12 protein-coding genes, 1 tRNA gene and 1 pseudogene are annotated in these 20,505 nt (G+C 35.0%); 6 read left to right on the forward strand and 8 right to left on the reverse strand.

Annotated features, from left to right (window positions below; genetic code table 11):
* Positions 1–89 precede the first annotated feature (89 nt).
* Positions 90–287 (forward strand): annotated as a pseudogene (locus tag RCH13_RS07845) (hypothetical protein); the annotation flags it as partial.
* The gene (locus RCH13_RS07850; RefSeq protein ID WP_326986693.1) at positions 287–5,965 is read left to right on the forward strand and encodes an Eco57I restriction-modification methylase domain-containing protein; all 5,679 of its coding nucleotides are present in this window, start codon (positions 287–289) and stop codon (positions 5,963–5,965) included. The pseudogene RCH13_RS07845 and the gene RCH13_RS07850, both read left to right, overlap by 1 nt.
* Before the next feature lie 115 nt (positions 5,966–6,080).
* Here the strand turns inward: RCH13_RS07850 and RCH13_RS07855 are convergent.
* Positions 6,081–6,151, reverse strand: a tRNA-Gln gene (locus RCH13_RS07855).
* A gap of 148 nt (positions 6,152–6,299) precedes the next feature.
* Between RCH13_RS07855 and recA the strand changes: the two genes are divergently transcribed.
* Positions 6,300–7,307, forward strand: coding sequence for a recombinase RecA (gene recA, locus RCH13_RS07860; protein ID WP_326986694.1), 1,008 nt, complete (start codon positions 6,300–6,302; stop codon positions 7,305–7,307).
* A gap of 542 nt (positions 7,308–7,849) precedes the next feature.
* Positions 7,850–9,745, forward strand: coding sequence for a molecular chaperone HtpG (htpG, locus tag RCH13_RS07865; protein WP_326986695.1), 1,896 nt, complete (start codon positions 7,850–7,852; stop codon positions 9,743–9,745).
* An 88-nt stretch (positions 9,746–9,833) separates the two neighbouring features.
* Here the strand turns inward: htpG and RCH13_RS07870 are convergent, their stop codons facing one another.
* The gene (locus RCH13_RS07870) at positions 9,834–10,139 is read right to left on the reverse strand and encodes an MGMT family protein (RefSeq protein ID WP_326986696.1); all 306 of its coding nucleotides are present in this window, start codon (positions 10,137–10,139) and stop codon (positions 9,834–9,836) included.
* 53 nt (positions 10,140–10,192) lie between these two features.
* Between RCH13_RS07870 and RCH13_RS07875 the strand changes: the two genes are divergently transcribed.
* Positions 10,193–10,339, forward strand: coding sequence for a hypothetical protein (locus RCH13_RS07875; protein WP_326986697.1), 147 nt, complete (start codon positions 10,193–10,195; stop codon positions 10,337–10,339).
* A gap of 256 nt (positions 10,340–10,595) precedes the next feature.
* Here RCH13_RS07875 and RCH13_RS07880 read toward each other — a convergent pair whose 3' ends face one another.
* The 6 genes from RCH13_RS07880 to RCH13_RS07905 form a co-directional block, all read right to left on the reverse strand.
* Positions 10,596–11,570, reverse strand: a complete 975-nt coding sequence (locus RCH13_RS07880; RefSeq protein WP_326986698.1) for a deoxyhypusine synthase family protein — start codon at positions 11,568–11,570, stop codon at positions 10,596–10,598.
* A gap of 267 nt (positions 11,571–11,837) precedes the next feature.
* A complete protein-coding gene (arfB, locus tag RCH13_RS07885) occupies positions 11,838–12,233 on the reverse strand; it encodes an alternative ribosome rescue aminoacyl-tRNA hydrolase ArfB (protein WP_326986699.1) in 396 nt (131 codons plus the stop codon).
* Positions 12,234–12,297: 64 nt separating this feature from the next.
* On the reverse strand, positions 12,298–13,365 hold the full coding sequence (locus tag RCH13_RS07890) for an AMP-binding protein (protein ID WP_326986700.1): 1,068 nt from the start codon (positions 13,363–13,365) through the stop codon (positions 12,298–12,300).
* 9 nt (positions 13,366–13,374) lie between these two features.
* A complete protein-coding gene (argS, locus tag RCH13_RS07895) occupies positions 13,375–15,135 on the reverse strand; it encodes an arginine--tRNA ligase (protein WP_326986701.1) in 1,761 nt (586 codons plus the stop codon).
* 79 nt (positions 15,136–15,214) lie between these two features.
* On the reverse strand, positions 15,215–16,774 hold the full coding sequence (locus tag RCH13_RS07900; protein WP_326986702.1) for a SusD/RagB family nutrient-binding outer membrane lipoprotein: 1,560 nt from the start codon (positions 16,772–16,774) through the stop codon (positions 15,215–15,217).
* Positions 16,775–16,779: 5 nt separating this feature from the next.
* Positions 16,780–19,698 (reverse strand): SusC/RagA family TonB-linked outer membrane protein, encoded by a 2,919-nt coding sequence (locus RCH13_RS07905; protein ID WP_326986703.1) that lies wholly within the window; start codon positions 19,696–19,698, stop codon positions 16,780–16,782.
* Positions 19,699–19,844: 146 nt separating this feature from the next.
* On the opposite strand from RCH13_RS07905, the gene RCH13_RS07910 reads away from it, so the two are divergent.
* Positions 19,845–20,462 (forward strand): ribonuclease HII, encoded by a 618-nt coding sequence (locus RCH13_RS07910; RefSeq protein WP_442784623.1) that lies wholly within the window; start codon positions 19,845–19,847, stop codon positions 20,460–20,462.
* Positions 20,463–20,505 lie beyond the last annotated feature (43 nt).

Genomic DNA, 20,505 nt, shown 5'->3' on the forward strand with positions numbered 1-20,505 from the left:
TGGTCAATTTGCTCCGAATCTTGGTGGTCAGTTTACTCCGGAACAGGTGGTCAATTTGCTCCGAAAATTGGTGGTCAATTTGAGCGTTTTTTCCAACAGATACCATTTTACCTTATTCACTATACAAACACGCAGAATTAGATTATGGCGGCAGATTGGAGCGCATTGATTCTTATAATAAAAAGAAAAATGTATTTGTAACCCTTCAGCTATTACCACGAAAAAATTGGGATGAGGAAGCCAAAGAGATTTTTGAGTTTAATGCATTTGTAAAAAAGAAAAAGTGATGAATACGAAATCAGCTTTGTACACCACTGCAGAAATTGAGAATATTTCAGCTCAAATTTCGGTATTAGATTATTTCCTTCATCTAGAAAATAAAGGCAAAGTAAAATTCGAAAGAAAAACAGGAAATGACCAATATTTTCGGACGGAGAATAATAAATTTTCTGTCTCAGAAAATGGATATTATGATTTTAAAACCGCTGAAGGTGGCCAAATAATAAAAGCAGTAATGCAGTTGGAAAAATTAGAATGGAAAGATGCCCTGGAATTTGTAAAGAATTTTAATGGACAAGTTATGGAACAAAGAGGAGTTGCAGAAAAAAAAATATTTCAATTTGAAAATGAAAATGCTCCACTTTCTGAAGTAATTATTACAAATTCAATTAGTCCTAATAATGAGAAACTGATTTCCTATTTCGAAGAACGTGGGATTTCAAAGGATATTTTACTGAAAAACACCCGGCAAATTCATTACGAAACTGCTGGTAAAAATTATTTTGGAATCGGAATAGAAAATCTGTCAGAAGGCATTGAAATTCGGAATCCAATAATGAAAACCAAAATTGGAAAAAATGACATTTCAGAAATTAAAGGAAGTAAAGATGAATTGGTCGTTTTTGAAGGAATGACCGATATGCTTTCCTTTCTGGAACTTTTAAAAACGAATAATCAAAAGAATAATAGAACGCTAATTTCCCTAAATTCCACTACCAATCTCGACAAATTTCTGAGTAGATATTCAGATTTTAGTGGGAAAATGTTTCTTTGTCTTGATGGTGATTCTTCTGGAAATTTGGCAACCCAAAAAATAATCAATGAATTAAAAGGGAAAAACATCAAGGATATACGAGCAATGTATCAAATTTCTGAAAGCGAGAATAATGATCTGAATGATTATTTGGTGAAGAAAATAAATCTTCAAAATAAAAATATTAACTTAGTGGAACCAAAAAATCCGGATCATGAAACCACTACAATTAAATCCAACAGAATATCCGAAACTCAGCAAGTGGAACGAAAATCACTTGGAGAAAACGCTGGAAAAATTAGTGAAAACTTCCAATCCGAGCAAAACGGAATTCACCCAAGCGGACAAAATTTGGGCAGCAACAATGCTGGAAATGGATCTACAATCGCAAGCCGGAGCGATTTATCAGGAAGAGGAAGTAATGAATCCATTAACAGAACACAACAAAAAAATGTTGGCAAAAATGAAGGAAGAGAAAATTCCCTGGGCGGAAGATTTTTAGAGAATTCAACAAATATTGCAGAGTTAGATGCTCTGATTTCAAAATATAAAGGTCAAAAAATGACCAATGAACAAGTCGCAGAAGTAGTTTCTGCGGCTTGTTTTGTTTCTAATGATAAAGAAATCCTACTTCGGGAAAATCTAAAAATCACCAATAGTCTAAAAGATATTTGTAATCAGTTTGAAAGTGGGGGAACTGCGAAAGAAGGCAGGGGTATTTTAGATGAATATTACACCGATGGAAAAATTGTAGAAGTCGTCTGCAATTTAATTAAGGATCAATTTAAAAAATACGATAAAATTTCTGTTCTGGAACCAAGTGTTGGAAGTGGTAATTTTATTTATGCTGCGAAAGGATTGCCCGTAAAATCTAATGTCACAGGATTTGAAATTAATGAAACGACCGCAAAAATTGCTAAAATCTTACATCCGGACGCAACTATCAATCTTCGCTCTTTCGAAACTGAATTTATTGATGAAAAAGGTAATAAAAAAGAGTCAAAAGATTTCTCTGATAAATATGATCTAGTGCTTGGGAATCCACCTTATGGCGAACACAGAGGTTTGTACAAAGGTTTAGGGGAGGAAAGTAAAATCTCAAAATATGAAGATTATTTCGTGAAGCGCGGATTAGATTCTTTAAAAGAAGGTGGAATTTTGGCAATGGTGCTTCCATCTGGTTGGCTCAATCGGCAAAAAAAACTTGAAAATGCAGATCTACAAAATGCTTTTCGTTTACCGAACGGTATTTTTTCGGGAACGCAAGTGGGAACGGACATTATCATTTTGAAAAAATCTCCCCAAAAAATAAGTCAAAATATTTCTACTCATTTTGAAGCAAATCCACAAAATATTTTAGGAGAAATTCGGGAAAAAACCAATCGCTTTGGAAGATTTGAAAACTTCGTTTATGGAAGTTTGGAGGAAGCCATCAATTTATTGGAGAACCTTCAAAACAAAAAGGAAACCGTCAGAATTGGAAATCTTTTTGAGGATTTATCTACAGAGGAAAATACTTCGCAAACTGTTAATTCAAGTGAAAAAATTCACATTAGTAATGAAGAAAACCCATTAAATTCTGAAAAGCAAAATGAATTTTCCCTAAAAATAGCGCAAGATAAAACTGAACTTGTGCTGCAGAAGTTAAATGAAATTAAATTTAAATCGCCTTCAATATTAAGTGAAATTCGAAAATATTCAAATTTAAAAATCCAAATCGGCGATAACTCTAAATCTTTTCCGGCAGATAAGCTGGAAGAGATCATTAAAAAATCGGATAGAATTCTGCAATCTCAAAATGGGAAAAATTCTGAATATGAAATTCAATCTCAACCCTTAATAAAAAAAGGAATTCTAAAATACCAATTTACCAAACAGGATGAGATTGTAAATTCCTCCCTTCAAAATAGTTCAGATATTACGGAAGAACAAATTGCAGCCTTCAAAGCGACTTCTTATGATGGAACTATAAAAAATCATTCAAGACATTTTAATTTTGCCAATTATTACAAAGAAAAATATGTACACGATTTTTATTATGCAGAAGGAAATATCTATGAAAAACTGGAGCAATTAGAAGAGGATTTTAAAAATGATTGGGGAATCGGTGGTTTGGAAAAGAAGCAATACGAAAAACAAAAAGCATTGTTAGAAAATGTTTTGCCTAAACTGAAGGATTTAGAGGAAATATCCATAAGTCCAAATCATGAATTTGTTCATAAATTTGACTTAGGTCAGATTGAAAAAGAGCAGTATAATCCTATTAACGGGCGAACAGAAGAGGTAACTGTAGATTATAATCTTGCAGAAAAGTTTAAGGATTTTGTCAGCAATTTACCGAGTGATGCTTTCTCTGGATCCTCATCTTGGGAAGTGAAAAGTTTTGTAGATAATGAAACGGTTACGGGAAGTGACAAAGAAAGAAATGCTTTAATTAGAGAGAGAAGAAAAGCAGCAGCAAATGATTTGTTTTCTAAATTCATTCGTGAAGAATTAACCGAAGAATTAAGAGATCGATTCGTTAAAGATTTCAATAGAAATTATAATCATATTCACGTTCCAGAATATTCAAAGTTTCCATTATTTTCTAAAATTCATCAAAATTTTAAAGGGGAAGAATTGCGATTAACGGAAGTTCAAAAAGCTGGAATCGGCAGACAAACTACAAAAGGGGTTGGACTTTTGGCGCATGAAGTTGGTTTTGGAAAAACATTGTCTGGAATCCTGTCAATGCACGAAGCAATGGAAAGAGGAAACGCAACTAAACCGCTCATTGTAGTTCCAAACGATACAATATTAAAACAATGGGTAGAAACTATTTTTGAAACCATTCCGAATGCAAAAGTCAATGTTTTAGGGAATCTGGGGAAGGACTATAATTTATCCAAATTTGATAATAAAGAGGGAGAAATAAGCATTGTGACTTATGAAGGGTTTAACAATATTGGATTTTCCAGCGAGATTACGGAAAAATTATCCGAAAAGTTTAATTATATCTCTACGAGCGAGTTAAAAAATCTTACCAATACGGAAAGAGAGCAGCAAATAGAGTTGCAGAAAGAAAAAGAAATCGACGGGAAAATGATGCGTGGTAAAGTCTATGATTGGGAAGATTTTGGCTTTGATCATTTAACCTATGATGAAGTTCACAACGCCAATCATATCGTTGGGAAAGTAAAAATTGAAGACCGAAGATTTTCTTCAGATTTTAGAAATCAAAATCAGCAAACCTCCAAATTAGGAATTAATACTTGGATGGCGGCGCAGTATATTCAAGATAAACAAAATGGCAGAAATGTCACCTTACTTTCCGCAACGCCTTTTACAAACAAACCTTTGGAATATTATTCCATTTTATCTTTAATTGCTAATAAACGCTTGGAAGAATCGGGATATTTTAATGTCAATAATTTCTTTGAAACCTTTATGGAAGCAGATAATGATATGGAAATTGATGCAAAGGGCGATGTGAAATTTAAAGCAAATGTAAGACGGTTTAAAAATAATTCTTTATTTCAGCAACTATTATCCGAGTTTATCGATGTAAAAGGGGAGGAAGATAACGCGGAATTAATTCGACCAAATAAGATCAATAAAGAGTACAAAATTGAGCAGAATGATTTAACTAAAGAACATTACGACCTACTTAATCAAAATTTTAACGATAGGGAAAAGGGCGCAATTTTAACCCATATTTTAAATGCGCGACTGATTGCAGTTTCTCCTTATTTATCACTCTTTTATAATGATGCAGAGCCTACTATCATAGAATTTATAGAGAATTCTCCGAAACTTAATGAAACGATGAATCTGATTCGTCAAAACAAAATGGATATTCCAGATTCCGGACAAATTATTTATTCTGAATTGGCTGTTGCTCAATTTCCAAAATTGAAAGAATACTTAATTAATGAAGTGGGATATAAACCCGAAGAAATAGGAATTATCACCGGAGCGACGAGTAAGAAAAACCGAATTTCCATACAGGATGATTTTAATTCTGGGAAAATAAAAATTGTTATCGGCAGTGAAGCGATTCAAGAAGGGATGAACCTTCAAGAAAATACAACCGACGTTTATTTACTTACTTTACCGTATAACTTCACTTCACTACGACAAATAGAAGGTCGTGCTTGGAGACAAGGAAATAAAAATGAAAACGTGCGCGTAAATTTTATGTTAACAAATGACAGTATTGACGTTTTTATGCTCCAAAAATTACAGGCAAAACAAGCTAGATATTTAGAAGCCATGAAAAAAGGTGCGAATGTTTTGGATATTTCCGACATCAGTACATCAGATCTTAAAACTTCAATCATTACTAATCCGGAAACGCGAGCAAGTATAGAAATTGAATTGATTAAAAAACGTTTGGAAAGTGAGAAAAACAAATATCTGGCAGATAGCGCTTTCGTATTACGCAAATATGAAGATTTCACTAAAGCGCAGGGAGAAGTTACAAAAGCAGAAATGTCCTATAATAGAATTAATGAATATGCAAAAAACACTTCCGACAGTAATTCTGATTATTGGGAAAACCAGCTGCCTTTTTATCAGAAAACAATAGATTTAGCCAAAGTAGAAGTTCAAAAAACAATGGAAAATTTAGCAGAAAAAGGAGTGAATGTTGCAGAAATTGAAAAACAAACCAAAGCAACTGAAGTACGAATTTTAGAATTGGACCAGAAATTAGAAGAACTTCCGACTACGAGAGAAAATTTAATTATTCAATTTAAGGAAGAAAAACTGCAACAAATAAAACAAAGTGAACATAAAAATTATCTGAAAGAAAGATTTGAAGAAAATATGCTTCTTTTTAATTTTCCACATTCTGAAAGTAAAATAATCGAACTTAATAAAGATGAAATCCTACCTCAATATTATTTACCTGAAACAAATATGGAACAATCAAGAATGTCAAGTAGAAGATAATTTATAACCTTGATGAATTTTAGAATAATCTACTCCTAAAAGAAAAAAATCGGAGATATTAGTCCCCGATTTAGTCCCCGATAATGTTAAGTTACTGATTTACAGTAGTTGTTTGTAGACCCACAGGGATTCGAACCCCAACTGACGGTACCAAAAACCGAAGTGCTACCGTTACACCATGGGTCTGTCTTTATTTTGGTGGTGCAAATCTAAAAAATTTTTTCATATCTAACAATTATTTTTCAAAAATTAATCCTAAAAAGAGGTTTGACGTACTTACGGTATCTGTTTTTTCAGATAAATTCCCTATTTTTGAGGAAATAAATATTTACAAATGAGTAGTATCGAAGATAAGAAAAAGGCACTGGCTTTGGTGCTTGATAAACTAGATAAAACCTACGGAAAAGGAACCGTAATGACTTTGGGAGACGCGTCTGTAGACACAACCATTGAAGTGATTCCTTCTGGATCATTAGGAATTGATGTGGCTTTAGGAGTGGGAGGTTATCCAAGAGGACGAGTTATTGAAATTTACGGACCAGAATCTTCTGGAAAAACAACTTTAACCCTTCATGCAATTGCAGAAGCACAAAAATTGGGTGGAATTGCTGCATTTATTGATGCAGAGCACGCTTTCGATCGTGGGTACGCCGCAAAACTAGGAATTAAGCTGGAAGATTTGATTATTTCTCAACCAGACAATGGGGAACAAGCCTTAGAGATTGCTGATAATTTGATTCGTTCTGGAGCAGTTGATATTGTAGTGATTGACTCCGTTGCAGCTCTAACTCCGAAAGCGGAGATTGAAGGTGAAATGGGAGATTCCAAAATGGGACTTCATGCAAGATTGATGTCGCAAGCTTTGAGAAAATTGACTGGAACGATTTCTAAAACAAAATGTACAGTAATTTTCATCAACCAATTAAGAGAGAAAATCGGTGTCATGTTCGGAAATCCAGAAACAACAACAGGTGGAAATGCCCTTAAGTTTTATGCTTCGGTTAGAATTGATATCAGAAAAGCAAGTGCTCCCATTAAAAACGGGGACGAAGCCGTTGGAAGCCGCGTAAAAGTGAAGATCGTAAAAAACAAAGTCGCTCCTCCTTTTAAAATTGCCGAATTCGACATTATGTATGGGGAAGGAATTTCCAAAACCGGCGAAATTTTGGATGCGGCAGTTGATATGGGTATCGTGAAGAAAAGCGGTTCTTGGTTCAGTTACGCAGAAACTAAATTAGGTCAAGGCCGCGACGCGGTAAGAGATATGTTAAAAGATAATCCAGAACTTTCTGACGAATTGGAAGGTAAAATCCGAGAAGAAATCAAGAATAAAAAAGGATAAAATATCGATTTGATGTTTCAGGACTTTGAATTTAAGACAGCGATTGCGCTGTCTTTTTTATTGTGAAAAAGTGAGTCGCGAAGCGGTGAAATAGGGGTAGGTAATTGAGCGAAAAATAGGAGCTGCGAAGCTGCGAAATATTGATAGATCTAATAACCATAAAAAATAAGCTGCGAAGCTGCGAAATATTTAAAAATGAATTTAATTTATCAGTAGAGGCGGGCTTCAGCCCGCCTTTTTTAGGTGAGTTTATCGTTGGCTTTAGCCGAAACTTATGTCGCGGTTTTCTATTTTCTTCTGGTAATTTTTTTTGAAACCTCTCTCCTTAAAGAAATCCCGCTCTGCAATAGGGATAGAAACGAAAATCCCGCAGAAAGCGTTGGAAAAGAAAAGGCTTGAGGAATTGTAGTGTATAGCCCGACCCGAGCGGTAGGAAAAGCTTTGGCGAGGGGATTGCCCAAAAAAAAATTGACAATCTGTCACTTTGAGGAGATTGGTGTTTTATTTGAGAACTCAACTGCATAATTTAAAAATCAATTAACATGACAAAAGGAAATATTAATGTATCGGTGGAAAATATTTTTCCCTTAATTAAAAAGTTTCTCTACAGCGATCACGAAATATTTTTGCGGGAACTGATTTCTAATGCAACGGATGCGACTTTGAAATTGAAACATTTAACAAGCATTGGGGAAATTAAAACGGATTACGGACAGCCGAAAATTGAAGTTAAAATTGATAAGGAAGCGAAAACTTTAACAATTATTGACCAGGGAATTGGGATGACTGGCGAAGAAGTGGAAAAATACATCAATCAGATCGCCTTTTCTGGAGCCGAAGAATTTTTGGAAAAATACAAGGACACTTCAAAGGATTCTGGAATTATTGGTCATTTTGGACTTGGTTTTTATTCTGCATTTATGGTGGCGGAAAAGGTGGAAATTCTTACTAAATCCTATAAAGACGAATCTGCTGCTCGTTGGATCTGTGATGGAAGTCCAGAATATTCTTTGGAAGAAACTGCAGATAAAACCGAGAGAGGAACTGAAATTACTTTGCATATCGCGGAAGATTCTACGGAGTTTTTGGAAGAGTCAAGAATTCGCGAGTTGTTGTTGAAGTATAATAAATTCATGCCTGTTCCAATTAAATTTGGAATAAAAACTGAGACGCTTCCTTTAGCGGAAGATGCTGCTGAAAATGCAAAAGCGGAAACAGTTGAAGTTGATAATATCATCAATAACCCAACTCCAGCCTGGACAAAAGCACCTTCTGAACTTTCAGATGCGGATTATAAAGAATTCTACCATGAATTGTATCCAATGCAATTTGAAGAGCCTTTATTTAATATTCATTTAAATGTTGATTATCCTTTTAATTTAACGGGAATTCTCTATTTCCCAAAATTGACGAATGGTTTAAATATTGAAAAAGATAAAATTCAATTGTACCAAAATCAGGTTTATGTAACCGATGAGGTAAAAGGAATTGTACCTGATTTCTTAATGTTATTGCGTGGTGTGATTGATTCTCCGGATATTCCGTTGAACGTTTCGCGTTCTTATTTGCAAGCGGACGGTGCGGTGAAGAAAATCTCTTCTTACATCACCAAAAAAGTAGCCGACAAAATGGTTTCTTTATTTAATGAAAACCGCGAAGATTACGAGCAGAAATGGAACGATATCAAAATCGTGATTGAATATGGAATGATCTCTGAAGATAAATTCTTCGATAAGTCCGACAAATTTGCGTTGTACCCAACAACTGATGGGAAAAATTATTTGTGGTCTGAATTGGAAGAGAAAGTAAAACCAATGCAAACTGATAAAGACGGAAACTTTGTAATTCTGTATGCAACAAATGCAGATGAACAGCACAGTTACATACAGTCTGCGAAAGACAAAGGGTATGAAGTTCTTCTTTTAGATTCTCCAATTGTCCCACATCTAATTCAGAAATTAGAACAAAGCAAAGAAAAAATTTCTTTTGCCAGAGTGGATGCTGATCACGTAAATAACTTGATTAAAAAAGAAGATACGGCGATTTCTAAGTTGAATGATGAGGAAAAAGAATCTTTGAAGAAAAATATCGAAGAAGCGGTTAGTGATACAAAATTCTCCGTTCAAGTTGAAGATTTAGAAAGTACCGAAGCGCCCTTCATGATCACACAACCGGAATTTATGCGCAGAATGAAAGACATGCAGGCAACCGGCGGCGGCGGCGGAATGTTCGGAATGGGAAGCTTCCCCGAAATGTATAACTTGGTCGTAAATTCTAACAGCGAACTGGCTGCAGAAATTTTGAAGAATGAAAATGCAGAGGAGAAAAACTCTAAAATCAAATATGCTTTAGACTTAGCAAAACTTTCTCAGAATTTATTGAAAGGGAAGGATTTAACTGAGTTTATTCAGAGAAGTTATCAGAATTTAAGCAAGTAATTTCTACTTTGTCAAAGTTTAAATCTTTGACAAAGTTTTTTAAAACAATCCTTCAAGGTTTCAACATCTTGAAGGATTTTGTTTTTACTTACAATTCATCTAGCGGATTCCAAAATACTTTTTTAAAATTCTGAATTTTTCCTTCCTTCACTTCTACACCTTCGAGTTTTAATTTCTCCACAAAATCTCTTTGACAACTTGCAGTAATTCTACCAGAAGCATTACAAACGCGATGCGCTGGAAAATCCTCCTCGTGATTGCGCAAGGCATTTCCAACTTGTCGCGCATGATTTGGATACCCAACTGCTTTTGCAATCGCGCCGTAATTGGTGACTCTTCCTCTGGGAATCATCATGATAATTTCAAAAACCTGATTTTTGAATAGGTCGTTCACTTGATCAATTTAATGGTAATATTGTAAATTGAAATCTAAAAATATAAATTGGTATGAAAAAGAAATTCTTTATAATTCTTAATAAGATCAACAAGAAGATTTTGCCGAAACTTGGTGGACAAGATCCTCTGAAAATGAATAAATTTCAAAAGGGAATGTTGGCTTATCGGTATTATGTGGTGATTAATTCTTTGGATTAGAACAAGAAGAGCTATAAATTGATTTTTTATTGTTTTGCGTATTCGAGCTTGCAGAAATTTTAGAACCATTTTCTTACAATGAAAACTCAAAAAATGTTATTTTCTCGCAATTTCTCTCGGTTACATCAGGAACGATGAATAGAAATAGTGGAAAAAAAACGCCTAAAAAGGCGTTTTTATAATTTTAGATTGTAATTTAAACTTTAGATTTCTAATCATCTAATCATCTAACATCTAACATCTAACATCTAACATTCTAAGAATTCTCCAAAATATAAGAAAACATCAATGGCGCACAAATGGTTGCATCACTTTCAACGATAAACTTCGGTGTAGTAATATCCAGTTTTCCCCACGTGATCTTTTCATTTGGAACCGCGCCGGAATAAGATCCATAAGAAGTCGTAGAATCCGAGATTTGACAGAAATAAGACCAGAAAGGAATGTCCGTCATTTCCATATCCTGATACAGCATCGGAACTACGCAAATCGGGAAATCACCTGCAATTCCACCTCCAACCTGGAAGAAACCAACTCCTTTTCCACCCGAATTTTTCGGATACCAATCTGCCAAAAACATCATGTATTCAATCCCGGATTTCACGGTAGAAGCTTGCAATTCGCCTTTGATACAATAGCTGGAGAAAATATTTCCCATCGTAGAATCTTCCCAACCGGGAACCACAATTGGTAAGTTTTTTTCCGCTGCAGCCAACATCCAGGAATTCTCTTTCGGAATTTCATAATATTGCTCTAGAACGCCTGACAAAAGCATTTTGTACATATATTCATGCGGGAAATACCGTTCTCCTTTCGCTTCCGCATCTTTCCAAATCTCTACAATATGTTTTTGCAAACGTCGGAATGCTTCTTCTTCCGGAATACACGTATCAGTAACTCTATTTAGGCCCCTTTCCAACAAAGCCCATTCATCTTGAGCCGTTAAATCCCGGTAATGCGGCACTCTTTCGTAATGCGAATGTGCCACCAAATTCATCAGATCTTCCTCTAAATTTGCACCGGTACAGGAAATAATATCCACTTTATCCTGACGGATCATTTCCGCCAATATTTTTCCAATTTCCGCCGTAGACATGGCTCCAGCCAAAGTGATCATCATTTTTCCACCATCTTTTAAATGCGCCACATAACCTTTGGAGGCGTCAACTAAAGCAGCAGAGTTGAAATGCAGATAATATTTTTCTATAAATTCCGTGATCGGTTTACTCATAATTTTTGATTTTAGCAAAGATAATGAAATTTAAGAATTTTTTTTGGGAGCAAGAAGATTTGTCTTTTTTCCGAAGATTTTACCCGCTTTCCGTTGCAATCTTTTTTTTGCAAAAAAGGATTTCCACTTCAATCGGGGCTAGAATGAAAGGTATTTTTTCTAACAGAAAATGATTTTTGTTCACCGAAAACCTTGTCAAGGTTATTTTTTGAATATTTGATTGAGTTTTTTAAACTTGAATTTTTTAATTGGAAGAATTTGTTGCGCTTATTCTCCTCTAAATCTTCGGTTCTCCTTTTTTTCCGAAATTTGCTTCTTGGCTTTGATCCTTTTTTCAATTTTTGATCTTGAAGGTTTCGTGGCTTTTCTCGCTTTTGGAATGAACAGCGCTTTCTTCACAATTTCTAAAATCCGGTCTGTCGCAATTTTTTTATTTTGAAGTTGCGTTCTACTTTCCGAAACGGTGAGTTGCAAGATTCCCTCCAGATTAATGCGGTTTTTGAGTTTAGCAAAAATCAGTTCCTTTCCTTCGATAGAAAAAAAATCGCTTTCTGCCACATTCCACATGACGGTTACAGAAGTTTCCACCTTATTCACGTTTTGTCCACCTGCACCGCTGCTGCGGGAAGTTTTATACGTCAATTCTTTGGTAAAATATTTCATAATATTGCAATAATTCCCCTCTTTTGGAGGGGTGGCAAAATTCGTAGAATTTTGACGGGGTGGTTTATTTGTTTTGCTTAACCAAATTTAATAATTCTTTGCGATTCACTTTCCCATTCGGAATTCTGGGAAAGTTTTCTAAGAAAATCATTTCTTTTGGACGATGATTTTTCGAGGGATAAATAATATTTTCGAGATTTTTTTCTACCTCTTCATTTTTTCTTCCTTCAATAAGTAGAATTAGCTTTTGTCCCAGTAATTTGTCATTTATCCCTAAAAATACAACCTCGTTTGAAATTGTTTTTTTAAGGAGACTTTCCAATTGTTCCGGATATATCTTTAATCCTGCAGAATTGATAACATTATCAATTCTTCCCAAAAACTTAAATTCTTTCTCCGGATTTTGATTATTTTCAGGTATTTTAATTTCAACGAGATCGTTCGTTTTTAATATTTCCGGATTTAAATTGGGTGCGAAAATTTGGAGACATCCTCTTTCATCCAAAGAAATTTCCACGCCTTCCAAAATATTGAAATATTCTTCAGCTACAGGATAAATTTGTTTTAAAGCAATGTGAGAAAGCGTTTCCGACATTCCGTAAGTTTCGTAGATGCGATGGTCTGATGTTGGATGTTGGAGGTCGGATGTTAAAGTTGTCGTGATTTTATTTTTCAAAGATTCCGAAACTGCAGCTCCGCCAATAATCAAATTTTTAATCAGGTGAATTTTGTCCAAAGAATTTTCTACCTGAAGTGGCGACATTGCGCAAAAATTTATTTCTTCGAACAGATCTAAAATTGGTTTCGAAGTAGGTGTTTTTACGACCAATTTTAAATTTCTTTCGATGGCTCTTACCACCATCATTTTCCCCGAAATATAATCCACTGGAAGACAGAGTAGGGAAGAATCACCTTTTTTCAGTCCCAAAATATCGCAGGTCACTTTTGCAGAATTCAACATTCTTTCTTTTTCGATTTCGAAAATTTTAGGAGTTCCTGTGGAGCCAGAAGTTTGCACTTTTACCATTTTCGAATCACTTAACCATTCTGCAGTAAATTTCAGCACTTTTTTCTCAAAGTCTTTTTCTGCAGATGATTCGGATAAATTTAAATTGGAAAAGTCAATGTTCATATTTTGAATTTACATTCTATTCACCGTTCCGATTCCTAGTAATTCTAAGCCTTTTTTAATGGTTTTTCCCGTCAATTCTGAGACTTCTAAACGGAAAGATTTTGCATTTTCATCTTCTTGATTTAGAATAGGATTATTTTGGTAAAAGGAATTGTAGGATTTTACGACTTCGTAGATGTAATTGGCAACAAGAGCCGGAGAAAGTTGCTCTGCAGCCCGGGAAATTACTTCTTTAAAGTTGGAAAGATTCATCACTAATTCTTTTTCCGACGGATTTAACTCATGGGTGGACGTAGAACTTGAGGTATAATTTGCTTTACTAAGAAGTGATTGAATTCTAGCATAAGTATATTGAATGAACGGACCAGTATTTCCGGAGAAATCAATACTTTCAGCTGGATTAAAAAGCATTTTTCTCTTCGGGTCAACTTTGAGCATAAAATATTTCAAAGCGCCTAAACCAACGGTTTCGTAAGATTTTTCTTTGTCCTCATCTGATAATGTTTCCAGTTTGCCAAGTTCTTGCGCCTTATCTTTTGCAGTTTCATACATTTCCTGCATTAAATCATCGGCATCAACGACAGTACCTTCACGTGATTTCATTTTTCCTTCTGGAAGTTCCACCATTCCGTAAGAAAGATGATAAAGGTTTTCTGCCCAATTGTAGCCCAGTTTTTTTAATATTTTGAATAAGACATCAAAATGATAATCTTGTTCATTTCCTACCGTGTAAATTAATTTTTGAATATTATTTTCCTCAAATCTTTGAACAGCTGTACCTAAATCTTGAGTCATATAAACAGAAGTTCCATCGCCCCGAAGTAATAATTTATGATCCAATCCTTCTTCGGAAAGGTCGCACCACACAGAATTATCTTCTTTTCTGTAAAGAATACCTTTGATTAGACCTTGGTGAATAAGATCTTTTCCTAAAAGGTAAGTTTCACTTTCATGCTGAACCTGGTCGAAATCCACCCCTAATCTTTTATAGGTAGCGTCAAATCCGGCATAAACCCACGAATTCATTTCGGTCCAAAGTTGACGAACTTGCTCATCACCTTTTTCCCAATCGAGCAGCATTTTTTGGGCTTCTAAAATGATTGGTGCTTGCTTTTTGGCGGTTTCTTCATCTGATCCTTCAGAAACTAATTCCGCGATTTGTTTTTTATACTCTTTATCAAATGCAACGTAATAATTCCCAACCAGCTTATCACCTTTTAATCCTGTAGATTCTGGAGTTTCATGGGTACCCGAATTTTTCCAAGCCAACATGGATTTACAAATATGGATTCCACGGTCATTAATGATTTGGGTCTTGATTACCTTATATCCATCCTCTTTCAAAATTTGCGCTACCGAATAGCCCAAAAGATTGTTTCTAATATGCCCTAAATGGAGGGGTTTATTGGTATTAGGAGAAGAGTATTCTACCATTACCGTTTCATTTTTTGGAATAATCTCTGCAAAAGTATCCTTGGTGGATTTAAAGTTGTCGAGGAATGAATTATTATTTACTGTAAGATTCAAAAATCCCTTTACTACTTTGTAAGATGCTACCAAATCACTTTGAGTAGAAAGTGCATCACCTAGTTCCATAGCAATCAGGTCAGGACTTTTTTTCAGAATTTTGACCAAAGGAAAGGTAACGATGGTAAAATCACCTTCAAATTCCGTTTTATTTTGCTGCACTTCCATTTTCACGTCGGTGATTTGGAAGACCGTTTGGATAATTTCTGATATTTTATGTTCGATTATATTTTTAATGTTCATGGATGTTATTTAGAGGTGCAAATATACGGAAATAAAAAAACCACTCCGAGGAGTGGTTTATATTAAAGAGCTGAATAATTTAGTTTTTATCCCAAATCAATTTAGTGCTCATTTTGTCTCCACCAATACTGGTAGAAGCCGCTTCATAGTTCACACGATTAAGTGATTGCGTAGAAGTAGGGTAGAATAATCTTGCCGGTAAATCAGTTAAACCATCTATTAAAGAAGTAAAGGTATAAGTTGTACTTCCTTCATAAGGTACATTATAAGTGCCAGTTTGACCAGGCAACAATAATGTGTTAGGATAACCAGTTCTTCTGTATTCTGCCCAAGCTTCGTAAGGTTGCATGAATAGAGCTACATATTTCTGATTTAAAACTGTTTCTTTGGTAGCTGCAGGTAGAGTAGCAATAAATGCTGTAATGCTCGCTGCTGGTACACCCCATTTTTCCATAGAGGCTTTAACACCATTCATATAGTTTGCCTGAGACCAACCATTCGCTTCACTCACCAAAAATTCTACTTCAGAATATTCCATGAACATTTCTTTGTAATCCTTTTTGTAAACGTTTTTACTAAAAAAGTTAGCCGTAGAGGCTTGGCTAGGACCTGCTGAACTAGCAATACCGTAAGGCATACCATTAAAATCTGCAGGATTTGTAGAAACTGGAGAAGTTCCAGCTAATATTAATGCTTTAGTTACTCCTACTGGCGTAGCATATTGGAATAATCTTGGGTCTAGTCCAAAATTACCTCTTTGTCCTTTCAATAATTGAACAAAAGTTTTGTTGATAGCAAAATCAGATCTTGTTCTAAAATCTCTGTACATTGGAGATGGATTAACTAAGTTGTCTTCATACATAACTCCAACATTATCTGCGTTAGAGGTCATTACTCCAGAAGCAATTGATTCTGTAATTGCAGCTTCTGCTCCAGGAACAACTCCTTTCACACGTGTTGCAACTCTTAATCTTAATGAGTTAGCGAATTTTTTTAATTTAGCACTAGAACCAAAAAGAACATCTCCAGAAGTAAATACTTTTCCAGGTACGATCATCATTGATGACTCCTTAAGCTCCTTCATGATGTCAGCATAAATTTTTGCTTGAGTAGCAAATTTCGGCTGAAGTTCGGTATTAATAGAAAGCGCTTGAAAATCAGGATCAGCATTTCCGTAAGAATAATAAGGAACATCTCCGTATGTATCAGCTAGATTTAAGAAAACATAAGCAAGCATCGTTCTAGCGGCTGCAATTTGATTTTCATTAGGTCCATAAGCGCTCATAGCACCTTTGGTGGCTGGATTTGTATTTAATTCAATAATCTGCTTGTAATCTTGTGCCACTCTGTAAGAGACAGACCAGATTGTAGCACCACTTGTAATTCTATACGCATATCTGTCTTCATCAGTATATGCTCTTTGTGCTGAGTACTGTACCCAAGGTAAAGCTACTCTACCAGAGGAGAATGAACCTCTCATTTCATCCATATATTCTTTATTGGCACTATTAAAGATACCGTAGGATAATGGGTTTTTTGTTTGATTTGGATTGACATCAATCTCCTCAAATCGATCTGCACAACTGTTTATGCTAAAGAGCATTGTAACAGCGGAGATGATATAAATTATTTTTTTCATTTTTATTAAAATTTAAAATTAACGTTAAATCCGTATATTCTAGTTGATGGCAATGAACCACCCTCTAGACCCTGAATATTACCTGATCCGTAAGATGTATTTTCTGGATCAATTCCTTTATTGCTAAGGTTCCAAGTAAATAGATTTCTAGCGAAAGCAGATACTCTAATTCCTTGAACACCATTTCCGATCATTGATTTAGGAAGGTCATATGACAATGTCAAATCTCTTAACTTAATGTAACTCGCATCAAAAACATTTAAAGCATCTACACCACCAAAATAAGAGGACCCCCAATCTACTGCAGAAATATTTTTAGTATTAACAGATCCGTCTTCTAAAACACCGTCTAAAACAACACCGGCTTCTCTATTTCCGCCTAATGCCGTTGATTCTAGCATCCCTGAATAATGACCCCACATGTTTGTTGTAGAGAAGTATTTACCACCTTCTTGAATATCAAGCAAAGCAGAAAGACTTAAACTTTTATATTTCCAACTTGATCTAATTCCTAAGTTGTATTCTGGAAGAATTGAACCTAGAACTTTTAATGCAGAAGCTTTGTAAAATCCGTTTCCATCAATTACTTTGTTACCGTTTGCATCATATACAAAATCTGTTCCTAAGATTGAACCATATGCATTTCCAACATCTGCAGCTAACTGAGCACGGAATGGTGCATTCGTGATCACATATCTCTCTAAATCATCCTTAAGGGTTACCAATTCATTGGTATTTTTAGCAAAATTTACTGCAATATCCCAAGAGAAATCTGAAGTTTTTACTGGTGTAAGGTTTAAAGTTGCTTCAATACCTTTGTTGGTCATTTCACCTGCATTAATTCTACTAAACAAGAATCCTGTTGCTGGATCTACTGGTACTGGTAAAATAAGGTCTTTAGATACAACATCATAATATGTTACATCAATTCCAACTCTACTTTTAAATAATCTTAATTCTAAACCAATTTCTTTTGTGAATTTAAGTTCAGGTTTGATATTAGGATCATTATTTGTGTTAGGATTTGAATAAGATGGAGCACCATTAAATTGCGGTCTTACATCTGTAAACGTATCTCTAATAAATGCACTAGGACTACTTTGAGCAATCTTAGACCATCCTCCTCTAATCTTACCGAAACTTAACCAGTCTGCTTTCAATACATTACTGAAAACAAAACTACCTGTTACTGAGGGATAGAATCCTGCATCGTTAATGTTAGAAAACCAGTCATTTCTACCAGTAGTTTCTACGAATAACATATCCTTATATCCTAATGAAACGTAGTAAAATAAACTTTTTACAGCTAATTGACTTTCGAAATTAGAAGACTGCGCTGCAGCAACACTATTACTTAAGTTGTATAAGTTTGGAATAACTAAACCACCTACAGTATTACCTGAAAGACGGTCAGATTTAGAATCTCTGTAGTTAGCTCCCACAAGTGAATTTACACTTAACTCACCAAAGTTTTTATCGAAATGTAATCTACCTTCATAGTTATATTCAGAAACGTTTCTTTTGTTAATAAAATAACCTGGGATTGCAGCAGAACCTACAGCAACTCTTTCTGAATTTATCAATGAATAGTTATCGGCGTAAACTTTACCAACTGCGTAGATATTCTTATTGAAATTATAAGTAACTCCAGCAGAACCGTAAGTTCTTACACGCTTGTCCATTGAAGTATTTTCATTGATGGTCCAATATGGATTATCTGAATACAATGGAGTTGGATCATTCCAAGCTGATCTGTTCCAAGTTCTTTGGCTGCCATCAGCTAATCTATAGTCCATCAATTTAGAGTAATCTAACTGACGCTGACCAAATTGATAAAATTTCTGAGCAACTGAATCATCACCATAACCAGTTTCTGGTCTGTTAAATCCTCTTGTTACTACGTAATTAACGGAAGCATCAACTTTTAATCTCTCAGAAAGTTTGGTGTTTAAGTTAATATTTACATTATCTCTGTTCACTTTTGAATTAGGAACAATTCCCTCAATCATCGTGTTCGAGTAAGATAATCTAACGTTAGTGTCTTCAAATGATTTTGAAACTGAGAAGTTGTTTGTATAGTTAGTACCAGTATTGAAAAAACTATTAACATCTTTGTTAGGAGCAACAAATGGAACTGGCTTCAAGTAATCCCCTGCAAATTCAGGATCAAATGCGTACCATGGCAAATACAATAAGTTTTGGTTGTATTTTGGTCCCCAAGATGCATCAGTTTCATACTCCATAATGTTATACAAAGTACCATCAATTACTTGTGTAGGTAGTGTACTAGAAAGTCCACCTCCATATTGATTTTGTAAGATTGGTGCAATGTAAGCGCTTTCGAAGCTAACTCCTGTGTTAAACTCTACAGTAGTTCTTCCTCTTTTTGCAGATTTTGTGGTATATAAAATAGCACCATTTCCTGCTCTAGAACCATAAAGTGCTGCAGCTGGACCACCTTTAAGTACAGTTACAGATTCGATATCGTCTGGACTGATGTCAAAAGTAGCATCTCCATAATCTCTACCACCTGCACCTCTTTCGGTGTTAACATCATTTACATTTGTATTGTCTAATGGAACCCCATCTACTACAATTAAAGGTCTGTTTTCTCCAGTAATGGAGCTAATTCCTCTCATTGTAATCCTTGTAGATCCACCAATAGAAGAGGTAGCAGTAACCTGCACACCTGCAACATTTCCAGATAATGCACTTACCGCATTACTCTGACCAGCATCTGATAGGTTTTCTCCAGAAATTTCCTGAGCAGCATACCCTAATGCTTTTTTCTCTCTCTTAATACCCAAAGCCGTTACTACGACACCTTCGATATCCTGCGTTCTTGCGGTATCAACTTGTGCATTCACTAGTGCGAAAGACGAAGTTAAAACTACAGCTAGTACGCTTGTTGTTAGTTTCTTCATATCAAATTAAATTTTTTCATTGTCACAAAAGTGCAAAACTTTTATAATATGACCAAACTTTTTGTTAAATAATTCTTAATAAATTTGTGGAATACATATCCTAAAACGTGAAAATAGTAGAACAACCGCAAATTGTGGAACTTAAAATGTCTTGGTCAAACGCTTATATAGAAGCGGGTTGCGATGAAGTAGGGCGTGGATGTCTTTGTGGTCCCGTGGTGGCAGCGGCCGTAATATTACCTGAAAATTTTAACCAAAATTTGGTTAATGATTCCAAAAAATTAACATTTAAGACGCGAAATTATTTGGATTCTTATATAAAGGACCATGTAAAAGAATACGCAATCGCGGAACTTTCTCCCGATTTTATCGATGCACATAATATTCTCAATGCCAGTATTCATGCAATGCACTTAGCGCTAGACCAGTTAAGTATCAGACCAGAATTAATTTTAGTAGATGGCAACCGTTTTCATCCTTATCAGTTTATTCCGCATCAATGTATTATAAAAGGAGATGCAGTAATGCTCTCTATTGCGTGTGCCTCTATCCTAGCAAAAAACTATAGAGATGAATTGATGATGAAATTGCATGAGGAATTTCCGTACTATGGATGGAGTACCAACATGGGTTATGCAACAAAACATCATCGGGAAATGCTAAATAAATATGGACCGACCGTTCACCATAGAAAATCGTTTCGATTGGATTACAGTGAAAATTCAGCAGAGAAAAAGGTCAAGAATCAGAAATCAGCGAAATAAAAAAACGGAAGACTTTTGCTTCCGTTTTTTATAATCTTTAAAA

It is taken from the genome of Chryseobacterium sp. MP_3.2 (genome assembly GCF_035984805.1).
GTDB lineage: Bacteria > Bacteroidota > Bacteroidia > Flavobacteriales > Weeksellaceae > Kaistella.